This window comes from Sphingomonas sp. PP-CE-1G-424, from assembly GCF_004341085.1.
Classification (GTDB): Bacteria; Pseudomonadota; Alphaproteobacteria; order Sphingomonadales; family Sphingomonadaceae; genus Sphingomonas.
Genome location: NZ_SLXW01000001.1, coordinates 290,681 through 310,969, shown reverse-complemented (window position 1 = coordinate 310,969; position 20,289 = coordinate 290,681). Strand labels below are relative to the sequence as shown.

Here is a 20,289-nt window from a genome sequence, read left to right as displayed (position 1 = left end):
TAAAGCTGCCATGCGCCGGCGATGATTCGCCTTCCGATCTCTGCACTCGTTTGCGTCCTCCTGTCGTCCGGCGCTGCCGTCGCGCAATCGACCCCCGAACCTGCACCCGATATCGTCGTGACCGGGCGCGGGTTGGCGCCGGCACCGGGCGATCGCGCCTATGACATCGTCACGATCGAGCGCGACCGGATCGACGCCAATGCCAGCAACCGGCTGGAGAGCGTGCTCGCCGATGTCGCCGGCTTGCAGCAGTTCCGTCGCTCCGATTCGCGCAGCGCCAACCCGACCAGCCAGGGGATTTCGCTGCGCGGGATCGGCGGCAATGCATCGAGCCGCGCGCTGCTGATCCTCGACGGCGTACCGCAGGCGGATCCGTTCGGCGGGTGGGTCGCGTTTCCCGCCTATGCGACCGGGCGGCTGGGGCGCATCCGCGTGACGCGGGGAGGCGGCAGTGGCTATCAGGGGCCAGGGGCGCTGGCCGGGACGGTCGAACTCGAAAGCGCGACGCCTAGCGAGCTGACGCCGTTCCAGGGCAGTGTCGCCTATGGCAGCCGGGACTCGGTCGATGCGCAGGGTTCGGCGGCATTGGTCCGCGAGGGCGGGTTCGCGACGCTGTCCGGCGCCTATGCGCGCGGCGACGGTTTCACGCCGACCGTGGCCGACAGTCGGGGGATCGTCGATCGACCCGCGCCGTACGAGCAGGCATCGGGTGCGATCAGGACCGTCGTGGGGATCGGCGCGAAGACCGAGTTGCAGGTGAACGCCAGTGCCTTCACCGACCGGCGCGATCGTGGGTCCGACTTCACCGCCAATACGAGCGAGGGCGCCGATGCGAGCATCCGGCTGATCGGGCGCGGCGACTGGGGCTATTCGGCGCTCGCCTATCTCCAGACGCGCGCGTTCGCCAGCAGCTTCAACAGCATCAATGCCGCACGCACGACCGCGATCCAGTCGCTGAACCAGTATAATACGCCCGCGACCGGACTGGGCGGGCGAATCGAGATCCTGCCGCCGCTGGGCGAGAGCATCATGCTGCGGGTTGGCGCCGACCTGCGCGACGTCAGCGGCAAGACGCAGGAACTCTACACCTTCGTCGCGGCGGCCCCGACGCGGCGGCGCGAGGCAGGGGGGAGCACCACGACGACGGGCCTATTCGCGGACGGCAGCGTGGTCGCGGGGGACCTGACCTTCAGCCTGGGCGGACGCGTCGACTGGTGGTCGATCGACGGCGGCTATCTGTCCGAACGGCCGATCGCCGTCGGCCCTGCGCTCACCAACCAGCGCTATGCCGATCGCGACGGCAGCGAGGCGACCGGCCGCGCCGGTATCGCCTACCAGCCCGCCGAGGCGATCACGCTGCGCGCCGCGGGGTATCGCGGCTGGCGGTTGCCGACGCTCAACGAACTGTATCGCCCGTTCCGCGTCGGCAACGACGCCACCGCCGCGAATGCCTTCCTTTCGCCCGAGCGTCTGACCGGGGTCGAGGGCGGCGTCACGCTGACGCCCGCGCGAAGTGTCAGCATTGCTGCGACCTATTTCTACAACCGGCTCAAGGACGCCATCGCCAACGTCACGACCACCAGCCCAGCGCAGGTCCTGCCCGGTGTGACCACCTATCGCGTCCGCCAAAATCTCGACGCGATCCGCGCGCACGGGTTCGAACTCGATGCGTCGTATCGGCCCGGCCCGTTCGGCGTGCAGGCGTCGTGGTCGCATACCAACTCGACCGTCGAGGGATCGGGGATCACCGCGGCGCTCGACGGATTGCGGCCGGCGCAGACGCCGCGCGATGCGGTCTCGGGAACGGTCGACTGGCGCCGCGATGCCGCCGCGCTCTCGCTGACGGTGCGCCACATCGGCCGGCAGTATGACGACGACCAGAATACGCGGGTGCTCGCGCCCGCGACCACGCTCGACGGCTATGCCGCGTTGCCGATCCTGCGGTCGCTGGTGGCCGAGCTGCGCGCGGAAAACGTGTTGAACGAGCGCGTCGAGGCGGGGATCAGCGGCGCCAACATCGTCGAACGCGCGACGCCGCGGACGATCTGGCTCGGGCTCCGGTACGGCTTGCGTTGACCCGTGTCTGGGCTGCGACTAATGGCGGTCGCGTGAAGGGTTCCCGGCGACGGGATCAAAAGGGAAGTCGGTGCGCGGAAGGGTCGTCATGACCAGAGCCGCAAGACCGGCGCTGTACCCGCAACTGTGACCGGATAGCGGCCACCCCGAATATGCCACTGGGTGACAGCCTGGGAAGGCGGGGTGGGCGCGAAGACCCGGAAGCCAGGAGACCTGCCTCTCACGGTCGATCCACTGCGCGGGCGGGTGTCCGGCGCGGACGAGAGGTCCCCCTGGGGCATCCTCGAGCGAGAGACGTCTGGCCGTCTGCGAATGGTCGCAGGCGGTTCTGTTCAGGACGTGCCCGATGACGAAGACATTCCTATTTCTGAGCGCGGCGGCCGCGATCGCGTCGCCCGCCTACGCACAATCCATTCCCGACGGCGATACGCCCGAGCTGGTCGTCACCGCCGCCCGCGTCGCGCAACCCGCGAGCGAAGTCGGCCAGGCGGTGACGGTGATCGACCGTGCCGAGATCGAACGCCGCCAGACCACGGTGGTGTCCGACCTGCTCGCGACCACGCCGGGCGTCACCGTCACGCGCAACGGGTCGGTCGGCGCGCTGACCGGCGTGCGGATCCGCGGCGCCGAATCCGACCAGACCTTGGTCGTGATCGACGGCGTGCGCGTCAACGATCCTTCGTCGACCGGGGGCGGCTTCAACTTCGCCAACCTGTTGTCGAGCTCGGTCGAGCGGATCGAAGTGTTGCGCGGGCCCAACTCGGTACCGTGGGGCAGCCAGGCGATCGGCGGCGTCGTCAACATCATCACCGCGACGCCGACCGAAGGCGTGCAGGCTCGCGCCAATGCCGAATATGGTTATGCCGACAGCGTGTTCGCGAGTGCGGGCGTGTCGGGCGCGAAGGGACCGGTCTCGGGCTCGCTGACCGGCGGTTACCTCAGGACCGACGGCATCTCGTCGGCGGCGAGCGGCACCGAGCGCGACGGCTATCGCCAATATGGCGCGGCCGGGCGGCTGGGCGTCGAGTTCGCGCCGGGCATCGGCCTCGACCTGCGCGGCTATTTCGCGGACAGCAAGGTCGACATCGACGGCTTTCCGGCGCCCGATTTCGTCCTGGCGGACGACCCCGAATATTCGAAGACGCAGGAGATTTATGGCTATGCCGGGCTTCATGCGAACTTCGCCGACGGGCGGTTCAACAATCGCATTGCGTTCACGATCGCCGACATCAACCGCGACAATTACGATCCGACCTTCGGCACCGACCCGAGCTTCATCGGGCGCGGCCGCAGCGAGCGCTACGAATATCAGGGCGACTTCCGCCCGCTCGATCAGGTGCGCGTCGTCGCCGGCGTCGAGCGCGAGAACAGCCGCTATAGCGACGGCTTCAGCTATGCCGACACCGGCATCACCAGCGTCTATGGCCAGCTGATCGTCAAGCCGATCGACATCCTCACGCTGACCGGCGGCGTCCGCAACGACGATCACGACGATTTCGGCAACCATACGACGTTCGGTGCCAATGCCGCACTGGCGTTGCGGACCGGCACGACGCTCCGCGCGAGCTATGGCGAGGGCTTCAAGGCACCGACCTTGTATCAGCTGTTCTCCGACTACGGGAACCGCGGTCTCGATCCCGAGACCGCGCGCAATTTCGATGTCGGCGTCGAACAGGCGTTTCTCGGCAACCGTGCGCGCGTCGGCGTCACTTATTTCAACCGCCGCACGCGCAACCAGATCGACTTCCGCTCTTGCAGCGACGCGGAGCAGGCGACGACCGGCTCGATCTGCGCCAATCGCCCGTTCGGCGTGTACGACAACGTCGCGCGTGCCGAGGCCGACGGCGCCGAGTTCACGCTGGCGCTGCGCCCGGTCGATGCGCTGACGCTGACCGCGAACTACAGCTATATCCACACCGAGAACCGGTCGATCGGCGACGATTTCGGCAAGACCCTCGCGCGGCGGCCGGAGCAGACCGCGAGCGTCAACGCGGATTACCGGTTCCCGTTCGGGCTATCGATCGGCGGCACCGTGACGATGGTCGGCGACAGTTTCGACGATTCCGCCAATGCGGTGCGGCTCGATGGCTATGCGCTCGGCGGCGTTCGGGCGGAGTTTCCGATCGGCGAGCGGTTCGCGGTCTATGGTCGCGTCGATAACATCACCGATGCGTCGTACCAGACGATCGCCGGCTACGGCACCTATGGGCGGGCGGCCTATGGCGGCGTGCGGTTGCGTCTGAAGTGAACCGCGGGGCGATCCTCCTCTCGCTGCTGGTCGCGTCGATGCTCGGGGGCTGTTCCGTGCCGCCGGGCGGAAGCGGCGGCGGGGGGATCGTCTCGACCAATCCATGCGTCGATGCGGTGCTGGTGCGGATCGTGCCGGCATCGCGGATCGCGGCGATCAGTCATTATTCGCAGGATCCTGGCGGGACATCGATCCCGCTGGAGGTTGCGCGGCGGTTTCGCGCGACCGCGGGCACCGCGGAGGAGGTGATCGCGTTGCACCCCGATCTCGTCATCGCCAGCACCTACACGCCCGCGGCGACGCAGGCGGCGTATGCGCGGGCCGGGCTGAAGACGCTGCTGCTCGGCATCCCCGACTCGATCGTCGAGAGTCAGGCGCAGGTGACGCAGATCGCCGACGCGGTTGGTGCGCCGTCGGGTGGCGCGCGGATCAATGCCGATATCGATCGCGCCGCCGCCACGTGGACGCGGCGCAGCGCCAACCCGCCGAGCGCGCTGCTGTATATAACCGGCGATCTGGCGACTGGCGACGGTACGTTGCTGACCGACATGATGAACCGCGTCGGGTTGCGCAACGCGGCAGTGCGCTACGGCCTGACCCATACCGGCACGCTGTCGGCGGAGACGATCGTCACGCAGCCGCCCGATGTCGTCATCGCCTCGGAGCGGGTGGGGCGGGGGGCGGCACTGCGCCACCGGCTGCTGCCGACCACGCCGCAAGCGGTGTTTCCGCGTGTGCTGATCAATTGCGGCGGGCCGACGATTCCGCCGGCGCTCGAACGGCTTGCCGCGATAAGGGCGAGGCTGTGATGGCCCACCTTTTCCACCCCGGCGAAGGCCGGGGCCCAGTTGGGAAGGCCGGAGTAATGGAGCGCTGCGCGCAGTCACGATCGTCCCCCAACTGGGCCCCGGCCTTCGCCGGGGTGGTGGGTGTGGGTGGAGTGCTGGCAGACGAGGAGGGGCGGCAATGAGCCGAACACTCAAATTGCTCGCGCTTGGGCTGCTCGTGATCGCGCTGTTCGGTGTTTCGCTCGGCTGCGGGAAAGTATCGGTGCCGCCGTCCGCGTGGTTCTCCGCCGATCCGCGCTGGTGGATCATCCTCGAACTGCGCCTGCCGCGCGCGGTGCTCGGGCTCGCCTTGGGGGCGACGCTCGGGCTGTCGGGCGCGGTGCTGCAAGGCTATCTGCGCAATCCGCTGGCGGACCCGGCGGTGGTCGGCGTGTCGTCGGTTGCGGCGCTCGCCGCGGTCGCCGCGATCGTCTTCGGGGTCGGCACCGGACCCGGCATCTTCGTCGCGGCGATGCTCGGGGCAGGGGGCGCGGTCGCGCTGCTTGCCGCGCTGACCTGGCGATCGTCGAGCGCGATCACGTTCATCCTCGCCGGGACCGTGCTGACTAGCCTCGCCGGCGCGCTCACCGCGTTCCTGATTTCGATCGCGCCGAACCCCTATGCGGTGGCGGAGGTGATGGACTGGCTGATGGGCGCATTGACCGATCGCGGGTGGACCGACGTATATTCCGCGCTGCCGCCGATGCTGCTCGGGACGATCCTGCTCCTGACGACCGGGCGGTCGCTCGATTCGCTGTCGCTCGGCGAAACGGCGGCGCGGTCGCTCGGCGTGCGGATGGGCCGTATCCGCGTGCTTGTCGTGCTGGGGACCGGCCTCGTCGTCGGCGCGGGCGTGGCGGTGACGGGCGTCATCGGGTTCGTCGGCTTGATCGTCCCGCACCTGCTGAGACCGATATTCGGACACCGGCCGGGCGCGCTGCTCCTGCCGTCGGCGTTGGGCGGCGCGGCGCTCGTGCTGGCCGCGGACAGCCTCGTGCGGCTTGCGCCCGGCGCGGGCGAAGTGCGGTTGGGCGTCGCGATGGCGATGATCGGCGCGCCGTTCTTTCTCGGTCTGCTGTTCAGGGAGCGAGGCCGCGCATGGATCTGATCGTCGATCGTCTGAGCGTGAAGCTCGGCAAGCGCACCGTGCTGCACGACATATCCGCGCATCTGCGCCCCGGTCGCGTGACCGCGATCCTCGGCCCCAACGGCGCCGGCAAGAGCACGCTGGTCAAGGCGGCGGCCGCGCTCGTCGGCTATGCGTCCGGCAGCGTCAGGCTCGATACGCAGGAGGTCCGGGCGATGGACCCGAAGGTGCGCGCGCGCGCGATCGGTTATCTGCCGCAGGATGCGACGGTGCATTGGAACATCGTCGCGCGCGACGTCGTGGCGCTTGGTCGGCTGCCGCACCGGGGGGCGCATGCCGGCGCGTCGCCCGCCGATCACGCGGCGATCGCGCGCGCGCTGCACGACACCGAAACGACGCATCTGGCGGATCGCCCGATCGCCGAACTGTCTGGCGGCGAGCGCGCCCGCGTCCTGCTCGCGCGCGTACTGGCGGGGGAGCCGCGCTGGCTGCTCGCCGACGAACCGCTCGCCAGCCTCGATCCGTCGCACCAGATCGACCTGCTCGCGCGCCTGCGTACCTATGCGGCCGGCGGGGCGGGCGTCGCGATCGTCCTCCACGACCTCGTCCAGGCCCAGCGCACCGCCGATGACGCTCTGTTGATAGCGGACGGTCGGGTCGTGGCGTTCGGCCCGGTCGCCGATGTCCTCACGCCCGCTACGCTCGGGCAGGTTTTCGGTGTTCGCGTCGCGACGTTGGAGGACGAGGACGGTCGCCTGTTCGTGCCCGTCGGCCGCATCGAACCGGCATAGACGGTCGACGTGCCCCGTTCGGCGCACTATCCCGCACCCGGTGATCGACATTCCTGCCCCGCTCCGTTTGCGCCTCGATGGCGACGCCCTCGTCCAGAACTGGCGCACGCTCGACCGCATGAGCGGGCGCGCCGCCTGCGGTGCCGCGGTCAAGGCGAACGGCTACGGCCTCGGCGCGATCGAGGTCGCGCGCCGCCTCGCGGCGGCTGGCTGTCGCGATTTCTTCGTCTCGAACTGGCAGGAGGCCGCCGAACTCGCGCCGCTCGGGCTGACCGTGTCCGTGCTCCACGGCGTCCGCGACGAGGACATGGCGGCGGCGTCGGCCGGGTTTGCCCGTCCGGTCCTGAATACCGTGGGCCAAGTCGCGCGCTGGAAAGCCGCGGACGGCGGCGCGTGCGACGTCATGGTCGACACCGGCATGAACCGGCTCGGGGTGTCCACCGATGACATTGCCGCGGGTCTGCTCGACGGCCTCAAACTCGAAACGCTGATGAGCCACCTCGCCTGTGCGGACGAAGAGTCGGCGATGAACGAGGTCCAGCGTAATCGCTTCGCCGCGCTTGCCGGTCGCACGTCGGCGCGTCGGCTGAGCCTCGCCAATTCGGCGGGGATCGGCCTGGGGACGGACTATGCGTTCGACCTGACCCGCCCTGGGCTGGCGCTGTATGGCGGCGTGCCGCGATCGAGCCTTGCCGCCGCGATCGAGCCCGTCGCGACGGTCGAGGCGCAGGTGTTGCAACGGCTTCGCGTGTCGGTCGGCGAGACGGTCGGGTACAACGCGACCTGGACGGCAGCCACGGATACCGACGTCGCGATCGTCAACCTCGGCTATGCGGATGGATATTTCCGCGGGTTCTCGGACCGCGGCACGGCGTGGGCAGGGACGATCGAGCTGCCGGTGATCGGCCGCGTCTCGATGGATCTGCTCGCGGTGCGCGTCGACGACGCTGCCGGGCTGGTCGAAGGCGACTGGATCGCAGTCGACCGCGATCTGTTACGGGCCGCGACGCGGTCGGGCATGTCGCAGTATGAACTGCTGACCTCACTCGGCCGACGGCTCGACCGACTATGGTCGGACGCGTGATCAGGCCTGTGTTTCCGGCCCCGTCCAGGCATCGAACGGCCGTTTGCGGATCCACCGCGTCGCCAGCCATTTGACGCCCTGCACCACGGGAAGTCCGGCGTGCAGCGACTGGGGATCGGTCGTATCGTCCGCCAGCGTGTTGGTGAAGGACACCGCATCGCCGGCCTTCGGGCGGATCGTGACGCCGAGTTTGGGGAAGTGCGTCTCGCCACCGGCAAAACCTTCGTTGAGGTAGATCAGCACGGTCTTCGTGCGCTGGTTGCGAGCGTTGCCGATGGCGTCGAAATGCGGGCGGAACTGTTGTCCTGGGCGATAGCGGAGGATCGTCAACGCCTCGCCCTGGGCGATATCCGTCGCGGTGATGGTCGCGAGCCGCTGGTTGATCGCGCGCACGACGAGGCTCTCGCGCATCGGCCCGATCACCGCGGCATCGGACGTGCGGACGGGGTGGGTAATGGCACGCCCGGTACGCGGATCGACCACGCCGGCGGGCAAAAGCAGATCGTTTGCGGCGTTGGCCAGATGTGCGCATTCCTCCCTGGTCAGCAGCGCGGGAAAATGGCGGATTTCCGGCTGCGTGGCGAGACGAGCCGATGCCGGTTCGGCGGCAGGGTGACCATCTGCGGTCAGGCGCATCGCGTCGAGCAGGGCCATGTGCTGCGCGGCGACGGGATCGGAACGTGCAGCGACTGCCAATAGCGTCCGCGCGGCGTGCCAAGACGTGGGCGAACCCGATCCGTTCGCTGTCAGCGCGATTTCCAGCAAGGCGGCATCGACATGGCCGATCGCTACGGCGCGACGCAGGATTTCGCGTGCCTGGCGAAGATCGCGCGGCACCGGGCCGCCGGTCAGGTTCCAGCTCGCAAGCCGGAACAGCGCGTCGACGTCGCCCTGTTCCGCGGCGGTGGCGACGATCGACACGGCTCGCCCGGTCTGCCCGGCTGCGACCAACCGGTCGGCTTCGATCAGGAGCGTTTCGCTGTTCATCCAGCGGGTTCTATCCGCAATGGCCCAGGGCGGGCAAAAAAAAGGGGCCGGCGACATCGCCGACCCCAAGAGATCATCGCAAAACGGCGATCAGAACTTCGCGGTGAAGCCCGCATAGAAGCGACGGCCGACCGGCTCGTAGATGCCGGTGCCCGCACCGACCGCCGTCGAGCTGAGGGGCGGGAGTTCGTTGGTGAGGTTGTCCACGCCGAAGTAGAAGTTGGAGCCGCCTTCGATGTTCACCCCGAGTCGGACGTCGTGGTAGCTGACCGACGGATAATACAGAATGTCAGCATAGTCGGCATTCTGCGGCGGGCGGCCCTGGAACGTGTTCACGTCTTCGTACTGAAGGCCATTGACCAGCTGCTTCGAGAGGAAGCGATACTGATACGACATGAAGAACGGACCCTTGCTGCCCTGAACGTTGACATTCAGTGCATCCTTGGGCTGGCCGACTTCTCCGAGATCGGTGTCGGCTCGGCCTGGATCTGCCGGGTTCAAGAACGAATCGCTCTGCAGATTGTGCGTCCAGATGAAGTGGAGGTTGAGCGACAGATCTTCACCGAACCGACGCGTATAGGCGAGGTCGGTGTTGATGCCGCGCACCTGCAACTTGGCGTAATTCAACAGCGTCTGCTGCAGGCTGGCTGGCTTGATCGTGTAGCTGAGGTCCGCCCCATCAACGACGGTGTTAGCAGCATAGCGCGAGAACAGGTTGCAGAACTGATTCTCAACCGTCGCCGCGTCGTAACATGCATTTGCAATCTGCTGCGCGGTCGGTGCTGTGATTACGTCAGCAACCTTGATGTTGAAGTAATCGACCGACAGCGTCAGGCCCGGCACGAAACGAGGCTGCAAGACGCCGCCATAGGTGTACGAGTCCGACTTCTCGACCGAGAGGTTTGGATTGCCACCACTGACGATTTCGAGCGACCCTGACGGGAAGACAAAATCGTAGCTGGCGGGAATGCCCTGAGCGGCGCAGTTCGCAGCGCGGGTCGACGAGCCCGTACCGATCTGCCGTGCCGAGCAAGGGTCGACGAAGCCCGGCGCGAAATTCTGTCCCGCTGCCGAATACAGATCGGACAGGTTGGGCGCGCGCACTGCACGGGCATATTGAGCACGGAACCGGAGATCGGGAATCGGCGAATAGTCGACGCCGAAGTTGTAGGTCCAGTTCGTCCCCGCGGATCCCTTGTAATCGGACACGCGACCGGCGCCCGAAACCGTCAGATCCTGGATAAGCGGTAGATCCTTAAGAAGCGGGAGCTGCAACTCGCCATAGGCTTCCTTGACCTGGAATGAAGGTGGCGCGAACTCGGACAACGCATTATAGAATGTATAGCCGGCTTCGACCAATGGATCGGCGCGGAAATACGCTGTTTCGCGCCGATACTCGCCACCCAGGGAGAACCGTGCAGGACCGCCGGGAAGATTGAAGAGCTGGCTGCTGTCACCTGCGACGAAACCAGAAATGTCGAGCTGTGTGATCTTACCACGCGAAATCGTGCTTTGAAGGACATAGTCCTTTGCTGCCTGCGTGACATTACCCTCGCCAAACGGATTCACCGGTACGCAAGCGGCAACGTCCGCCGCGAGGATCGCATCGTTGTCGACATAGGGGATCTGCGCTGCAGGGCTGACCTGCGAACGGCAAACGATCTGGCCCGCAGCGTTGCGGGTCGTATCGTTTGCCAACAGGAAGCGCTGGACGTTCAGATTGCCAGCAACACGAGTGGCTTCATGGAATTCGCCATAGTTGCCGGTGAGTTCATACTTCCAGTCGTCGTTGAACGTCCCGCGGAACCCGCCGACGAAGCGATAAGTCTCGCGTTTCGCGGCTTCGGAGCGCACGCCGAAATCGAGCAAATTGCGGCGCAGCGAGAAGCGTGTCGCGTCCGTGACCGTTGCGGCCGGGTTGGCGGCCAACAACTGCTGGGTGATTACCGATCGTGCCTGAGCAGAAAGATAGGGGTTGTCGAGGCGGATCTGCTCGCGCGAATCGGCTAACGTCCCACCCGAGATGAACGCAGGCCCACTGGCACCGGTACCGAACGAGTTGGTGCGAACATATTTCGCTTCGAAGAACGGCACGAACGCATCGGATACGTCGAAATGACCGATTACGTTTGCCGAATAGCGGTCTAGCTGGGGAAGAATCTGGAGCGAATTGCCTTCACGAAGGGTTGAGCCGTTCCCGCCGATGTAGGAGCCCGCGGGAGTCGTGCCGGCAGCGAGTCCAGCACGCGCGCCAGTCTGCGCTACGAGGGTTCCATCCGACTGGAACAGGAAGTTGCAATTGAACGGGTTCTGAGCAGAGTCACGACCGCATACGCCAGCGTTCGGGTTCGTGGCGCCAGAGGCAAAAGTGTTACGACCTGATGCGAACGACACGAGGCCGCCATTCGAATAGGTGCCTGACCGGATATCGCGATAGAAGACGCGATCGGGGATGCCATCGCTGCCGGCCGGATCGGAATCCACGACGACGAAACCGTCGACCCGACGAAGATAATTGCGCTCCGAGCCGTAGAAATCATTCTGTCGCGCATATTCGAGGTTGACGGCGATATTGCCGCGACCATCGGCGAAATTCTTGCCCGCGAGGAGGCTGCCGTAATAGGAGCCCGCGTCGCCATACTGGCTCACGCCGCCCTGGCCGCGAACCTGCAAACCTTCGAAGTTCTGCTTGAGGCGGAAGTTCACGACACCTGCGATAGCGTCCGAACCATATACCGCCGAGTTGCCGCCGGTGACGATGTCGACAGACTCGATCAAGTCGGTGGGGAAGGTGTTGATGTCCGGGGAAACGGCGTTGCTGAGAATGTCGGAACCGACGTGGCGGCGACCATTGACCAGCACCAGGGTGCGCTGGGTGCCCAACCCATAAAGATCGACGAGGCTGAGACCGCCGGTGCCCAGGAACCGTGTCGAATTCTGTTGGCTGAACGTGCTTGCGAGCGCCGGCAGGTTGTTGAGTACGTCGCCGACCGAGAGGTTGCCGGTCTGCTGCAGCTCAACTGCCGAGATCGATGTGATCGGCACAGTCGAAACGCCGTTCGGGTTCGAAATGCGCGAACCCGTGACGGTGATTTCCTGGGTATTGGTATCTTCAGCGGGCGCGGCCTGCGGCGCCACGGTGGGCGATGCCGTAGCGGCGTCGGTCGCCGTTTGCGTCGTGGTATCCGGCGCGGTCTGCGCTGCCGCATAGGACGGAAGGCCGGCTAGCACGCTCACGAGCGCCGTGGCGCCGAGAAGGCGATACATGTTCATGGTTAAAGTTGCCCCGTTTGTAATTTTGATACCGAATACAAACGGGTATGAAGTGTTAGTGCAAGCTCCGGTTCATGTTGACGTCATTCACACACTGTTTTGTCAAGCAATGTGACATAAGCGTCACATTGCTACCAAAGTGGGTTTAACGCTCGACGCACATCGCGATGCCCATGCCGCCGCCGATGCAGAGCGTTGCGAGCCCCTTCTTGGCGTCGCGCTTTTGCATTTCGTAGATCAGCGTCGTCAGGACGCGCGCGCCGCTGGCACCGATCGGGTGGCCGATGGCGATCGCGCCGCCGTTGACGTTGACCTTCGATGCGTCCCAGCCGAGTTCCTTGCCGACCGACAGCGCCTGGGCGGCGAAGGCTTCGTTGGCTTCGATGAGGTCGAGGTCGGCGAGCGTCCAGCCGGCCTTCTCCAGTGCGCGCTTGGTTGCGGGAACGGGGCCGATGCCCATGATCGAGGGGTCGACGCCGGCCGAGGCCCAGCTCTTGATCGTCGCGAGGATGGTCGAGCCGCGACGTTCGGCTTCGTCCCGGCGCATCATGACGAGGGCTGCGGCGCCGTCGTTGAGGCCGCTGGCATTGGCTGCGGTCACGGTGCCGTCCTTCTTGAACGCGGGCTTCACACCCGAGACGCTCTCAATCGTCGCACCGGCGCGGATGTATTCGTCGTCTGCAACGATAGTGTCGCCCTTGCGGCCCTTGATCGTGACGGGGGCGATCTCGTCCTTGAAGCGGCCCGAGCCGCGGGCCGCCTCGGCCTTGTTCTGCGAGGCGACCGAGAAGGCGTCCTGCTCGCCGCGCGTGACCTGGTATTGCTCGGCGAGGTTCTCGGCGGTGATGCCCATGTGATAGCCGTTGAAGACGTCGGTCAGGCCGTCGCTGACCATCGTGTCGACGAGGCTGAGGTTGCCCATCTTCTGGCCGCCGCGGATCGACTGCGCGTGCGCGGAAAGCGACATCGATTCCTGGCCGCCCGCAACGACGATGGTCGCGTCGCCAGTCTGGATCGCCTGCGCCGCGAGGGCGACCGCGCGCAAGCCCGAGCCGCAGACCTGGTTGACGCCCCAGGCGGGGATTTCCTTCGGCACGCCGGCAGCCATCGAGGCCTGGCGGGCGGGGTTCTGGCCTTGGGCGGCGGTGAGGACCTGGCCGAGGATGACTTCGGAGACGTCTTCGCCGGCGACGCCTGCCTGTTCAAGCGCGGCTTCGATCGCGATGCGGCCGAGTTCGTGTGCTGGGGTGGCAGCGAACGCGCCGAGGAAGCTGCCGACGGGGGTGCGCTTGGCGGCGGTGATGACGACGTCGGTAGGAAGCTGGTCGGTCATGTCGGGATCCTCTATGGTTGGACCCCATGTAGGTCAGTCGAGTGCGGCGATCCAGTTGGCGAGCGGTTCCCAGAGGCGCGAGCGTGCGGAGCGGCCGACGATCATGCCGACATGGCCTGCGCCGAGGTCGCGGCGGTCGGCGAGGCCGATCGCAGTGGCGGCAGGGACGATGCGGTCGGTCAGCGAGACGAACTCGACCATGGGGCAGGCGAGCGCGAGCGGATCGACCGGGGTGCCGGCGATGACCCACCGCCCTTTGCCGGGCAGGTCGTTGGCGATGCAGTCCTCGAACAGCGAGGCGGCGGCGGCGTAGGGGAGGGGCGCGCCGGCATTCGCCCAATCCTCGAGCCGGACGAACGCGCGCGCCGCGTCGCTGTCGGCGGCGAGGTCAGCGAAGGCTTCGTATTTGGCGATCGTGCGCGCGGGGTCGAGTTGCCAGAAGCCGGCTTGCAGCACTTCCATCGGCAGGACGCCGAGCATCGCGGCGGCGGGCTGGACCGCGGCCCAGGTCGCGGCGAGCGTGGGACGGCCCTCGCCATAGCCTTCGAAGTGCCACGGCGCGGCGATCGTCGCGACTCCGGCGGTCGGCGTGATCGCGGCGGCACCGAGTGCGAGCGTGCCGCCGAGGCAATAGCCGACCAGCACCGGTGGTTCGGGGAGTGCCTGGAGCAGCGGCACCAGCAAGCGTTCGACATGCGCCGCCAGATCGAGATCGCGATCTTCGCTGCCGGGCGATCCCCAGTCGACCAGCCACGCATGAAACCCCTGCGCGGCGGTCCATTGCAGCAGCGAAGACTCGGGCGAATGATCTAGGATGTCGGGCGGATTTATCAGCGACGGGACGAACACGACGGGACGGCCTTCGCCGCCGTAATCGCGTAACGCGACGCGTCCGGCGCGGTGGATCGCAGGCTTGGGATCGGGGCGCTTCTCTCGCGTCGCGCGCTGATACGCGCGCAATCCCGCTAGCGCGCGCGCCATCCGATCGGGCGATGCTGCGGTCTCGCTGCGCAGCACGTTGAGGAACAAGGGTAAGGGCCTCGGACCTTGTTGCGGTGCGTCATCAAAGACTGTAGCCTCCGTTTCAAACATAAGACGGGGGATCAATGAAGAAGCAACCGGCTGCCGACGGAATCGTCATCATCAAGAAGTACGCCAACCGGCGGCTCTATAACACCGAGTCGTCATCCTACATCACGCTGGATCATCTCGCGACGATGACCCGCGAGGGGCGCGACTTCAAGGTGGTCGATGCGAAGACCGACGAGGACATCACGCACAACGTCTTAACACAGATCATCATGGAGGAGGAGAGCCGCGGAGAGACGATGATGCCGGTGAACTTCCTCCGCCAGCTGATCTCGATGTACGGCGATTCGATGCAGACGATGGTGCCGGGGTATCTGGAGGCGTCCATGGACAGCTTCCGTCGCAACCACGACCAGTTTAAATCCGCGGTCGAGGGCGCATTTGCGAACTCGCCGTTTGCCGATCTGGCCAAGCGCAACCTCGAGATGTTCGACGTCGCGACCCAGGCGTTCAAGCCCGGTGCTGCGGGTGGCGTTGCACCGGCGGCCGCGCCCGCCAGCAAGGACGACGAGATCGCCGCGCTGCGCAGCGAGCTAGCCAAGTTGCAGGAAAAGGTCGAGAAGCTCGGCTGAGTGATGGCGCCGGTGTTGTGGAGTGCGAGTGGCGGGCTGGCCGCGCTCGCCATCGTCGCGGGGTTCGGGGAACGGCGCAGGCGACGGCGGCGCGATCCGGACTCGGTCGGCTGGGTGGACTGGCCGACGGTGCAGATGCTGGCGTTGATCGCGCTTGCGGTGACCGTGGGGCTGGCGTTCAAGACCTGAACGCGCGATCATTCCGGAGATAGACGACGGTGTGCCAGCTGTTCCGCGGAGTCGTGAAGACGGGGCGGTAATCGCGCGCGAGCGCCGCCTTGACCGCGCGCAGGCTGCCTCGGTTCCAGATCGACAGGCGCCGGTCCGACGTGACGATCACCGGTGGGCGCTTGGCGAGGATGCGGCGGACTTCGGCGGCTTCGTCGATCCCGGTCGCGCCCTGTTCGGTGTCGTAGGCGAGCAGATTGGGGAAGGCATAGGCGGTCGGCAGGCAGGCGTGCGCGAGATGGTAGGTGATGGTGTCGCCGATGAAGACGTACGGGCATTCGTTGCCGCTGTTCGCTTCGACGACATGCGCGACCGCATAGGCACCGGCAGCGTCGCTGGAATGGAGCAGGCGTTTGGCGATCAGGATCGCGATCGCCACGCCCAGGGTCAGGATCAGCAAGCGGATCGAACGCCCGAGCGTCGGCGCGGCGAGGATCGCCAGCGGTGCTACCAGCGGCAGCGCGTAATGGTCGAAGAACGTGCCGATCGCGAAGAACCCCGCCAGCGCAAAGCCGAGCCAGGCGTAACCGACCAGCATCGTTTCGCTTGCCACGTCGCCGCGCGGCCGGGTCCGCCACGTCAGGACGGCGGCGAGGATCAGTGGCGACAGCTGTGCGGCGATGCCGAGCAACCGCATCGCGAGATCGCTCGCCGAATAGCCCCTGCGCAGCGCGATCGACGTGACGTTGGCGAACCAGAACGCATCGAACGCCGCCGGCCCCTGCGCGCGATACCAGCCGATCGCGGCGAGCGTCGGTGCCAGACCCATCATCGCCCACACCGCCGCTGCGAGGATGACGTGTCGCCATTTTGCGCGGGTGCACGCGAGGAACCAGATGTGCGCGAGGCCGAACGCCGCGCCTTCGAACATCGGCGTGTACTTCAGCTGGATCGCGATCCCTGCGAGCAGGCAGGCGGCGATACCGCTGACGACGATCGCGCGGGTCTGGCCGGCGGCGGCCTTGGCGGGAAGCTGGAGCGTCAGCAGACCGGCGACCGCCATCGGCAGATTGTAGAAGACGGGGGCCTGCCCACCGATGCCGCCGACCAGCGCGATGACCAGCAGATAGGCGGCCCCTGCGCCCAGCGCGCCGCGATCGCTTGCTCCGATAGTCTTCGCGGCGCGGGCGACGACGATCGCGGTCGCCCACGCGCACAACGTTGCCATCAGCTGGTAGGCGAGGATGCCGTTGCCGGGGAGCGTCCGGATGCCGGCGAACAGCAGGAACAGCCCGATTGGCTTGCGGTCCCAGATATCGATATAGGGCACCGCACCGTGCAGCAGGCGATCGCCGACGAGCAGGTAATATTGCTGGTCGGGATCGATCACCGGATTGCCGAAATCCCATGCCCGGACCGCCAGCGCGACCAGCAGCAGGATCAGCGCCTGCACCCACCGATTGCGCGGCATCAGTAGAAATTCCGCAGAGTAAGGGCGCGCGTCGAACCATCGCACAGCCCGAGACTGACGACGCGGCCGGGTGCGCCGGCCGACCAGGCGGCGATCGAATTTGTCGCGTAATCTCGGGGTACCGCTGCGCCATCGATCATGCAGATCATATCGCCGTCCTTCCAGCTAGCGGCTGCGGGCCCGCCGCGCATGACGTGGAGCACCTTGAGCCGATCGTTCTCGATGCCGATGAGCAACCCGCTGGTCGAGCGCAGCGGCGGCCGGTAGGCGCGGGGGCCTCGGCGGAGGATCATGTGGCGTGCGCCGGGATCGAGCAGCACGCGGTAGCTCTGGAGAAAGCCCGAGCCGATCCGGCCGGCGGTCCCGATCGTCTGGGAAAATCCGCCGGCGGGCTCGATCCGCACTTCGGTTTCGCGCGCGACCAACGCGCCGACGCGGAGATAGGGGACGATCGCGAGGCCACTGACGGTGGGGCCTGCCAAGCCGAACGCGATCGCGGTGGTGGTTCGCAGCGCCTTCAGGTTCGCGGCGTGCCATCCGGCGGCGGTGACGGTGATCGACGAGCCATCGCCGGTATCGACGACGATTGGCGCAAGGCGTCGGCCGCCGAGCATGATCGCGCTTTCGTAGACGGTGCGCTGCGTGGAAATTCGCAGCGGGGCGGTCTCGCCCTTGAACGGCATGCGGCCCGAGCGGAGCAGGCGGAAGCGGTGCGCGGCATAATCGATGTCGAGCGCATACCCCGCGAGCAGGTCTGCGCCGACCAGCAGGTCGACCGCGGCGGCGCTGCCGGTGGCGATCGCGGGAAGGCTCGCGACGGCCACGCCGCCGCCGGTCCGCGCGAGCCCGCCGAGTGCTAGCGAGCGCGTCGGCATCCAGCCCAGCGCGACCGATCCGCCGATCGCGGCTGCGCTGCCGCCGGCGACCAGCTTGGCAGTGTCGACCGCGGGGGATGCCTTGGCGAGCAAGGTATAGCTGACGCCGGTATCGAGGATCGCAGTGACCTTTCGGCCGTCGAGCTGCATCGTGAAGCGGATCTGGTTGCCGGGGGTGAGATCGAACGGCACCCAGCGCGCCTCGGCATCGGTGGCAAGATGATAGACGCCGCGATCGCGCGCTTCGGGAGAGATGGCGGGCGTCGGCACGGTCGGCTCGCGTGCGGAAACGGTGAGGACCGCGAGGAGCGGGACGAGCGTGAGAAGAGCGCGACGCATGTGCGGGTGTCCGTAGCGGGTCGGTGGCGGCGTACAAGCGGGGGCTTCGCCGGGGTGGGTTGGCGACCGGGTGCGCGTTCAGCTCTCTATGTTGATCCGATCCCGCCAATCTTACCGCAACACTCCTCGTTCTCCTGCGGAGGCGGGAGCCCAGGATTAGGGGCGGGGGCGTTCGGGGCTCCTGGACCCCCGCGTTCGCGAGGGAACAGAAGACGGGTGAGCCTGCCGAAGCTAGCCCTGCAAAACTGGCCTGATGAGAATCAGGTTGAGTCAGAGCAATCTTGGATGCGCGGAACGCTCTCAAAATGCACCACCCCGGCGGAGGCCGGGGCCCAATTGGGGGACGGTGCTAACTAAGGACAGCGCATCGTTACTGCAGCCTTGCCAATTGGGCCCCGGCCTTCGCCGGGGTGGTGGCGGGAGGGTTAGCTATGCTCTTCTACAGGTACGCTTCCGACATTACAGACACGCTTCCAGATATGCCTGGTCGAACCCGAACTGCTTAGCCTTCTCGAGCGTATACGGCCTGAGCCCCATCGACCGGTATTCGCCGAGAATCTTCCCGTCGGCCGACTCGTCGAGATACTCGAACTTGAACAACTCCTGCGTGACGATCACCGGGCCCTCCATGCCGATCACCTCGGTGATGTTGGTCACCCGGCGCGAGCCGTCGCGTAGGCGCTTTACCTGGATAATCAGCTCGACCGAGTCGGCGATCTGGCGCGAGATGGCTTCCTTCGGCACCTTGATGTCGGACATCATCACCATGTTCTCCATACGCGCCAAGGCTTCGCGGGGAGAGTTGGCGTGAAGCGTGCACATCGAGCCATCGTGACCCGTGTTCATGGCCGCGAGCATGTCGAAACACTCGGAGCCACGAATTTCGCCCAGGATGATCCGGTCAGGACGCATACGCAGCGCGTTCTTGACGAGATCGCGGATCGAGATCTCGCCCTGGCCCTCCAAATTGGCCGGACGCGTTTCGAGCGGGAGCCAGTGCGGCTGTTGCAGGCGAAGCTCGGCAGCGTCCTCGATCGTCAGCACGCGTTCGCCGGGGTCGATCATCTTCGACAGCGCGTTGAGCATCGTCGTCTTGCCCGAGCCGGTACCGCCCGAGATCACCACGTTGAACCGCGAGGCCCCGGCGATCTTCAGTGCAGTCGCCATTTTGGGCGACATCGAGCCGAAGCCCGCCATCATGTCGAGCGTGATCGGCTTGGCGGAGAATTTACGAATCGAGATGGCGGTGCCGCGAAGCGACAGCGGCGGGACGATCACGTTGACGCGCGAGCCGTCCTTGAGGCGCGCATCGGCGAGCGGCGAGGTCTGGTCGACGCGACGGCCGACCGAATTGACGATCCGCTGTGCGATCTGGAACAGATGCTCCTCGTCGCGGAACTGGATCGGCGCGAGTTCGAGCTTGCCCTTGCGCTCGACATAGGTCTGCTCGGGGCCGTTCACCATGATGTCGGTGATGTTCGGATCCGCCAGCAACTCCTCCAACGGCCCGAGCCCGAGCAGTTCGTCGACCAGCACTTTTTCGAGCGCGAACTGTTCGCGGCGGTTGAGCGTCAGCTTCAGTTCGGCGAGCACTTCGCCGATGATCGGGCGGAATTCCTCGGCCAGCTCGTCCTTGTTGAGCGTTGCCGCAGCTTCGGGATCGACACGTTCGAGCAGCCGTGGGAGGACCTGCTCCTTGATCTTGTGGATCGACTGTTCGAAGCCCTCGACGCGGCTGTTGCCCGCCTCGCCGCTGGCGTTCTGGCGATCGGACAGGCGCTGCATCGCGTCCAGCTGTCCGGCGGGCATCGTGCCGGGGCCGAAGCCGTCGCTCTCGCCGGGCATCGGCAGCGAGTCTATCGGCGGAAATTGCGCGCCGCCTTCGGGTTCGGGCCGCGGTGCAGGACCGCTACCCTGCATGGGACGGGCGACGCCGAATGCGGGACGCACCGCTTGCGCCCCGTTCTGCCCCCCGCTCATGCCACTACGACGCCCGAATGCGCTCATGCCCAAATCCCCGGATGATTGCCTAAGGGGTTACGCGCCAAGGCTTGATAATTCGCTAACCA

Annotated in this window: 15 protein-coding genes and 1 riboswitch; of the genes, 8 read left to right on the top strand and 7 right to left on the bottom strand. The window is 66.5% G+C overall.

All coding sequences use genetic code 11. From position 1 onward, the window contains the following. Window positions 1-21 precede the first annotated feature (21 nt). From C8J43_RS01500 to alr, 6 genes are all read left to right on the top strand, one after another. Window positions 22-2,076, top strand: a complete 2,055-nt coding sequence (locus C8J43_RS01500; protein WP_133029455.1) for a TonB-dependent receptor — start codon at window positions 22-24, stop codon at window positions 2,074-2,076. Between the two features lie 20 nt (window positions 2,077-2,096). Next, window positions 2,097-2,312, top strand: a riboswitch (cobalamin riboswitch). A 110-nt stretch (window positions 2,313-2,422) separates the two neighbouring features. Then, window positions 2,423-4,324: a TonB-dependent receptor gene (locus C8J43_RS01495; protein WP_133029454.1), complete on the top strand. Its 1,902-nt coding sequence runs from the start codon at window positions 2,423-2,425 to the stop codon at window positions 4,322-4,324. After that, window positions 4,321-5,133: an ABC transporter substrate-binding protein gene (locus C8J43_RS01490; protein WP_243645360.1), complete on the top strand. Its 813-nt coding sequence runs from the start codon at window positions 4,321-4,323 to the stop codon at window positions 5,131-5,133. Before C8J43_RS01495 ends, C8J43_RS01490 begins: the two co-directional genes overlap by 4 nt. 157 nt (window positions 5,134-5,290) lie before the next feature. Further along, complete coding sequence (locus tag C8J43_RS01485; protein ID WP_133029453.1) at window positions 5,291-6,259, top strand: iron ABC transporter permease; 969 nt, start codon at window positions 5,291-5,293, stop codon at window positions 6,257-6,259. Then, the gene (locus tag C8J43_RS01480) at window positions 6,250-7,029 is read left to right on the top strand and encodes an ABC transporter ATP-binding protein (protein WP_133029452.1); all 780 of its coding nucleotides are present in this window, start codon (window positions 6,250-6,252) and stop codon (window positions 7,027-7,029) included. Before C8J43_RS01485 ends, C8J43_RS01480 begins: the two co-directional genes overlap by 10 nt. A gap of 49 nt (window positions 7,030-7,078) precedes the next feature. Continuing rightward, a complete protein-coding gene (alr, locus tag C8J43_RS01475; RefSeq protein WP_243645416.1) occupies window positions 7,079-8,113 on the top strand; it encodes an alanine racemase in 1,035 nt (344 codons plus the stop codon). On the opposite strand, the gene C8J43_RS01470 is transcribed toward alr, so the two are convergent. From C8J43_RS01470 to C8J43_RS01455, 4 genes are all read right to left on the bottom strand, one after another. Next, entirely contained in the window at window positions 8,114-9,100 is a 987-nt protein-coding gene (locus tag C8J43_RS01470) for a 2OG-Fe(II) oxygenase (RefSeq protein WP_133029450.1), read from the bottom strand. Between the two features lie 90 nt (window positions 9,101-9,190). Beyond that, window positions 9,191-12,373: a TonB-dependent receptor gene (locus tag C8J43_RS01465; RefSeq protein ID WP_133029449.1), complete on the bottom strand. Its 3,183-nt coding sequence runs from the start codon at window positions 12,371-12,373 to the stop codon at window positions 9,191-9,193. A 145-nt stretch (window positions 12,374-12,518) separates the two neighbouring features. Next, a complete protein-coding gene (locus C8J43_RS01460; protein WP_133029448.1) occupies window positions 12,519-13,706 on the bottom strand; it encodes an acetyl-CoA C-acetyltransferase in 1,188 nt (395 codons plus the stop codon). Between the two features lie 33 nt (window positions 13,707-13,739). Then, the gene (locus tag C8J43_RS01455; RefSeq protein WP_243645359.1) at window positions 13,740-14,735 is read right to left on the bottom strand and encodes an alpha/beta fold hydrolase; all 996 of its coding nucleotides are present in this window, start codon (window positions 14,733-14,735) and stop codon (window positions 13,740-13,742) included. A 77-nt stretch (window positions 14,736-14,812) separates the two neighbouring features. Here C8J43_RS01455 and phaR point away from each other — a divergent pair, with 77 nt between their 5' ends. Both phaR and C8J43_RS01445 read left to right on the top strand, forming a co-directional pair. Further along, window positions 14,813-15,367 carry a polyhydroxyalkanoate synthesis repressor PhaR gene (phaR, locus tag C8J43_RS01450; RefSeq protein WP_060527198.1) on the top strand — a complete coding sequence of 185 codons (555 nt, stop codon included), beginning with the start codon at window positions 14,813-14,815 and terminating at the stop codon, window positions 15,365-15,367. 3 nt (window positions 15,368-15,370) lie between these two features. Next, window positions 15,371-15,556: a hypothetical protein gene (locus C8J43_RS01445; protein WP_133029446.1), complete on the top strand. Its 186-nt coding sequence runs from the start codon at window positions 15,371-15,373 to the stop codon at window positions 15,554-15,556. Here the strand turns inward: C8J43_RS01445 and C8J43_RS01440 are convergent. From C8J43_RS01440 to C8J43_RS01430, 3 genes are all read right to left on the bottom strand, one after another. Next, on the bottom strand, window positions 15,546-17,006 hold the full coding sequence (locus tag C8J43_RS01440) for a hypothetical protein (protein ID WP_207893306.1): 1,461 nt from the start codon (window positions 17,004-17,006) through the stop codon (window positions 15,546-15,548). The genes C8J43_RS01445 and C8J43_RS01440 overlap by 11 nt on opposite strands. Beyond that, window positions 17,006-18,220, bottom strand: a complete 1,215-nt coding sequence (locus C8J43_RS01435; protein WP_133029445.1) for a hypothetical protein — start codon at window positions 18,218-18,220, stop codon at window positions 17,006-17,008. Before C8J43_RS01435 ends, C8J43_RS01440 begins: the two co-directional genes overlap by 1 nt. 459 nt (window positions 18,221-18,679) lie before the next feature. Then, window positions 18,680-20,227, bottom strand: a complete 1,548-nt coding sequence (locus C8J43_RS01430) for a CpaF family protein (protein WP_133029444.1) — start codon at window positions 20,225-20,227, stop codon at window positions 18,680-18,682. Window positions 20,228-20,289: the final 62 nt, after the last annotated feature.

Excerpts from the sequence above, each read along its gene's own strand:
- C8J43_RS01500 (WP_133029455.1), top strand. The coding sequence starts at position 22 with ATGATTCGCCTTCCGATCTCTGCACTCGTTTGCGTCCTCCTGTCGTCC.
- C8J43_RS01495 (WP_133029454.1), top strand. The coding sequence starts at position 2,423 with ATGACGAAGACATTCCTATTTCTGAGCGCGGCGGCCGCGATCGCGTCG.
- C8J43_RS01485 (WP_133029453.1), top strand. The coding sequence starts at position 5,291 with ATGAGCCGAACACTCAAATTGCTCGCGCTTGGGCTGCTCGTGATCGCG.
- C8J43_RS01480 (WP_133029452.1), top strand. The coding sequence starts at position 6,250 with ATGGATCTGATCGTCGATCGTCTGAGCGTGAAGCTCGGCAAGCGCACC.
- C8J43_RS01470 (WP_133029450.1), bottom strand. The coding sequence starts at position 9,100 with ATGAACAGCGAAACGCTCCTGATCGAAGCCGACCGGTTGGTCGCAGCC.
- C8J43_RS01465 (WP_133029449.1), bottom strand. The coding sequence starts at position 12,373 with ATGAACATGTATCGCCTTCTCGGCGCCACGGCGCTCGTGAGCGTGCTA.
- C8J43_RS01460 (WP_133029448.1), bottom strand. The coding sequence starts at position 13,706 with ATGACCGACCAGCTTCCTACCGACGTCGTCATCACCGCCGCCAAGCGC.
- phaR (WP_060527198.1), top strand. The coding sequence starts at position 14,813 with ATGAAGAAGCAACCGGCTGCCGACGGAATCGTCATCATCAAGAAGTAC.
- C8J43_RS01445 (WP_133029446.1), top strand. The coding sequence starts at position 15,371 with ATGGCGCCGGTGTTGTGGAGTGCGAGTGGCGGGCTGGCCGCGCTCGCC.
- C8J43_RS01440 (WP_207893306.1), bottom strand. The coding sequence starts at position 17,006 with ATGCCGCGCAATCGGTGGGTGCAGGCGCTGATCCTGCTGCTGGTCGCG.
- C8J43_RS01435 (WP_133029445.1), bottom strand. The coding sequence starts at position 18,220 with ATGCGTCGCGCTCTTCTCACGCTCGTCCCGCTCCTCGCGGTCCTCACC.
- C8J43_RS01430 (WP_133029444.1), bottom strand. The coding sequence starts at position 20,227 with ATGAGCGCATTCGGGCGTCGTAGTGGCATGAGCGGGGGGCAGAACGGG.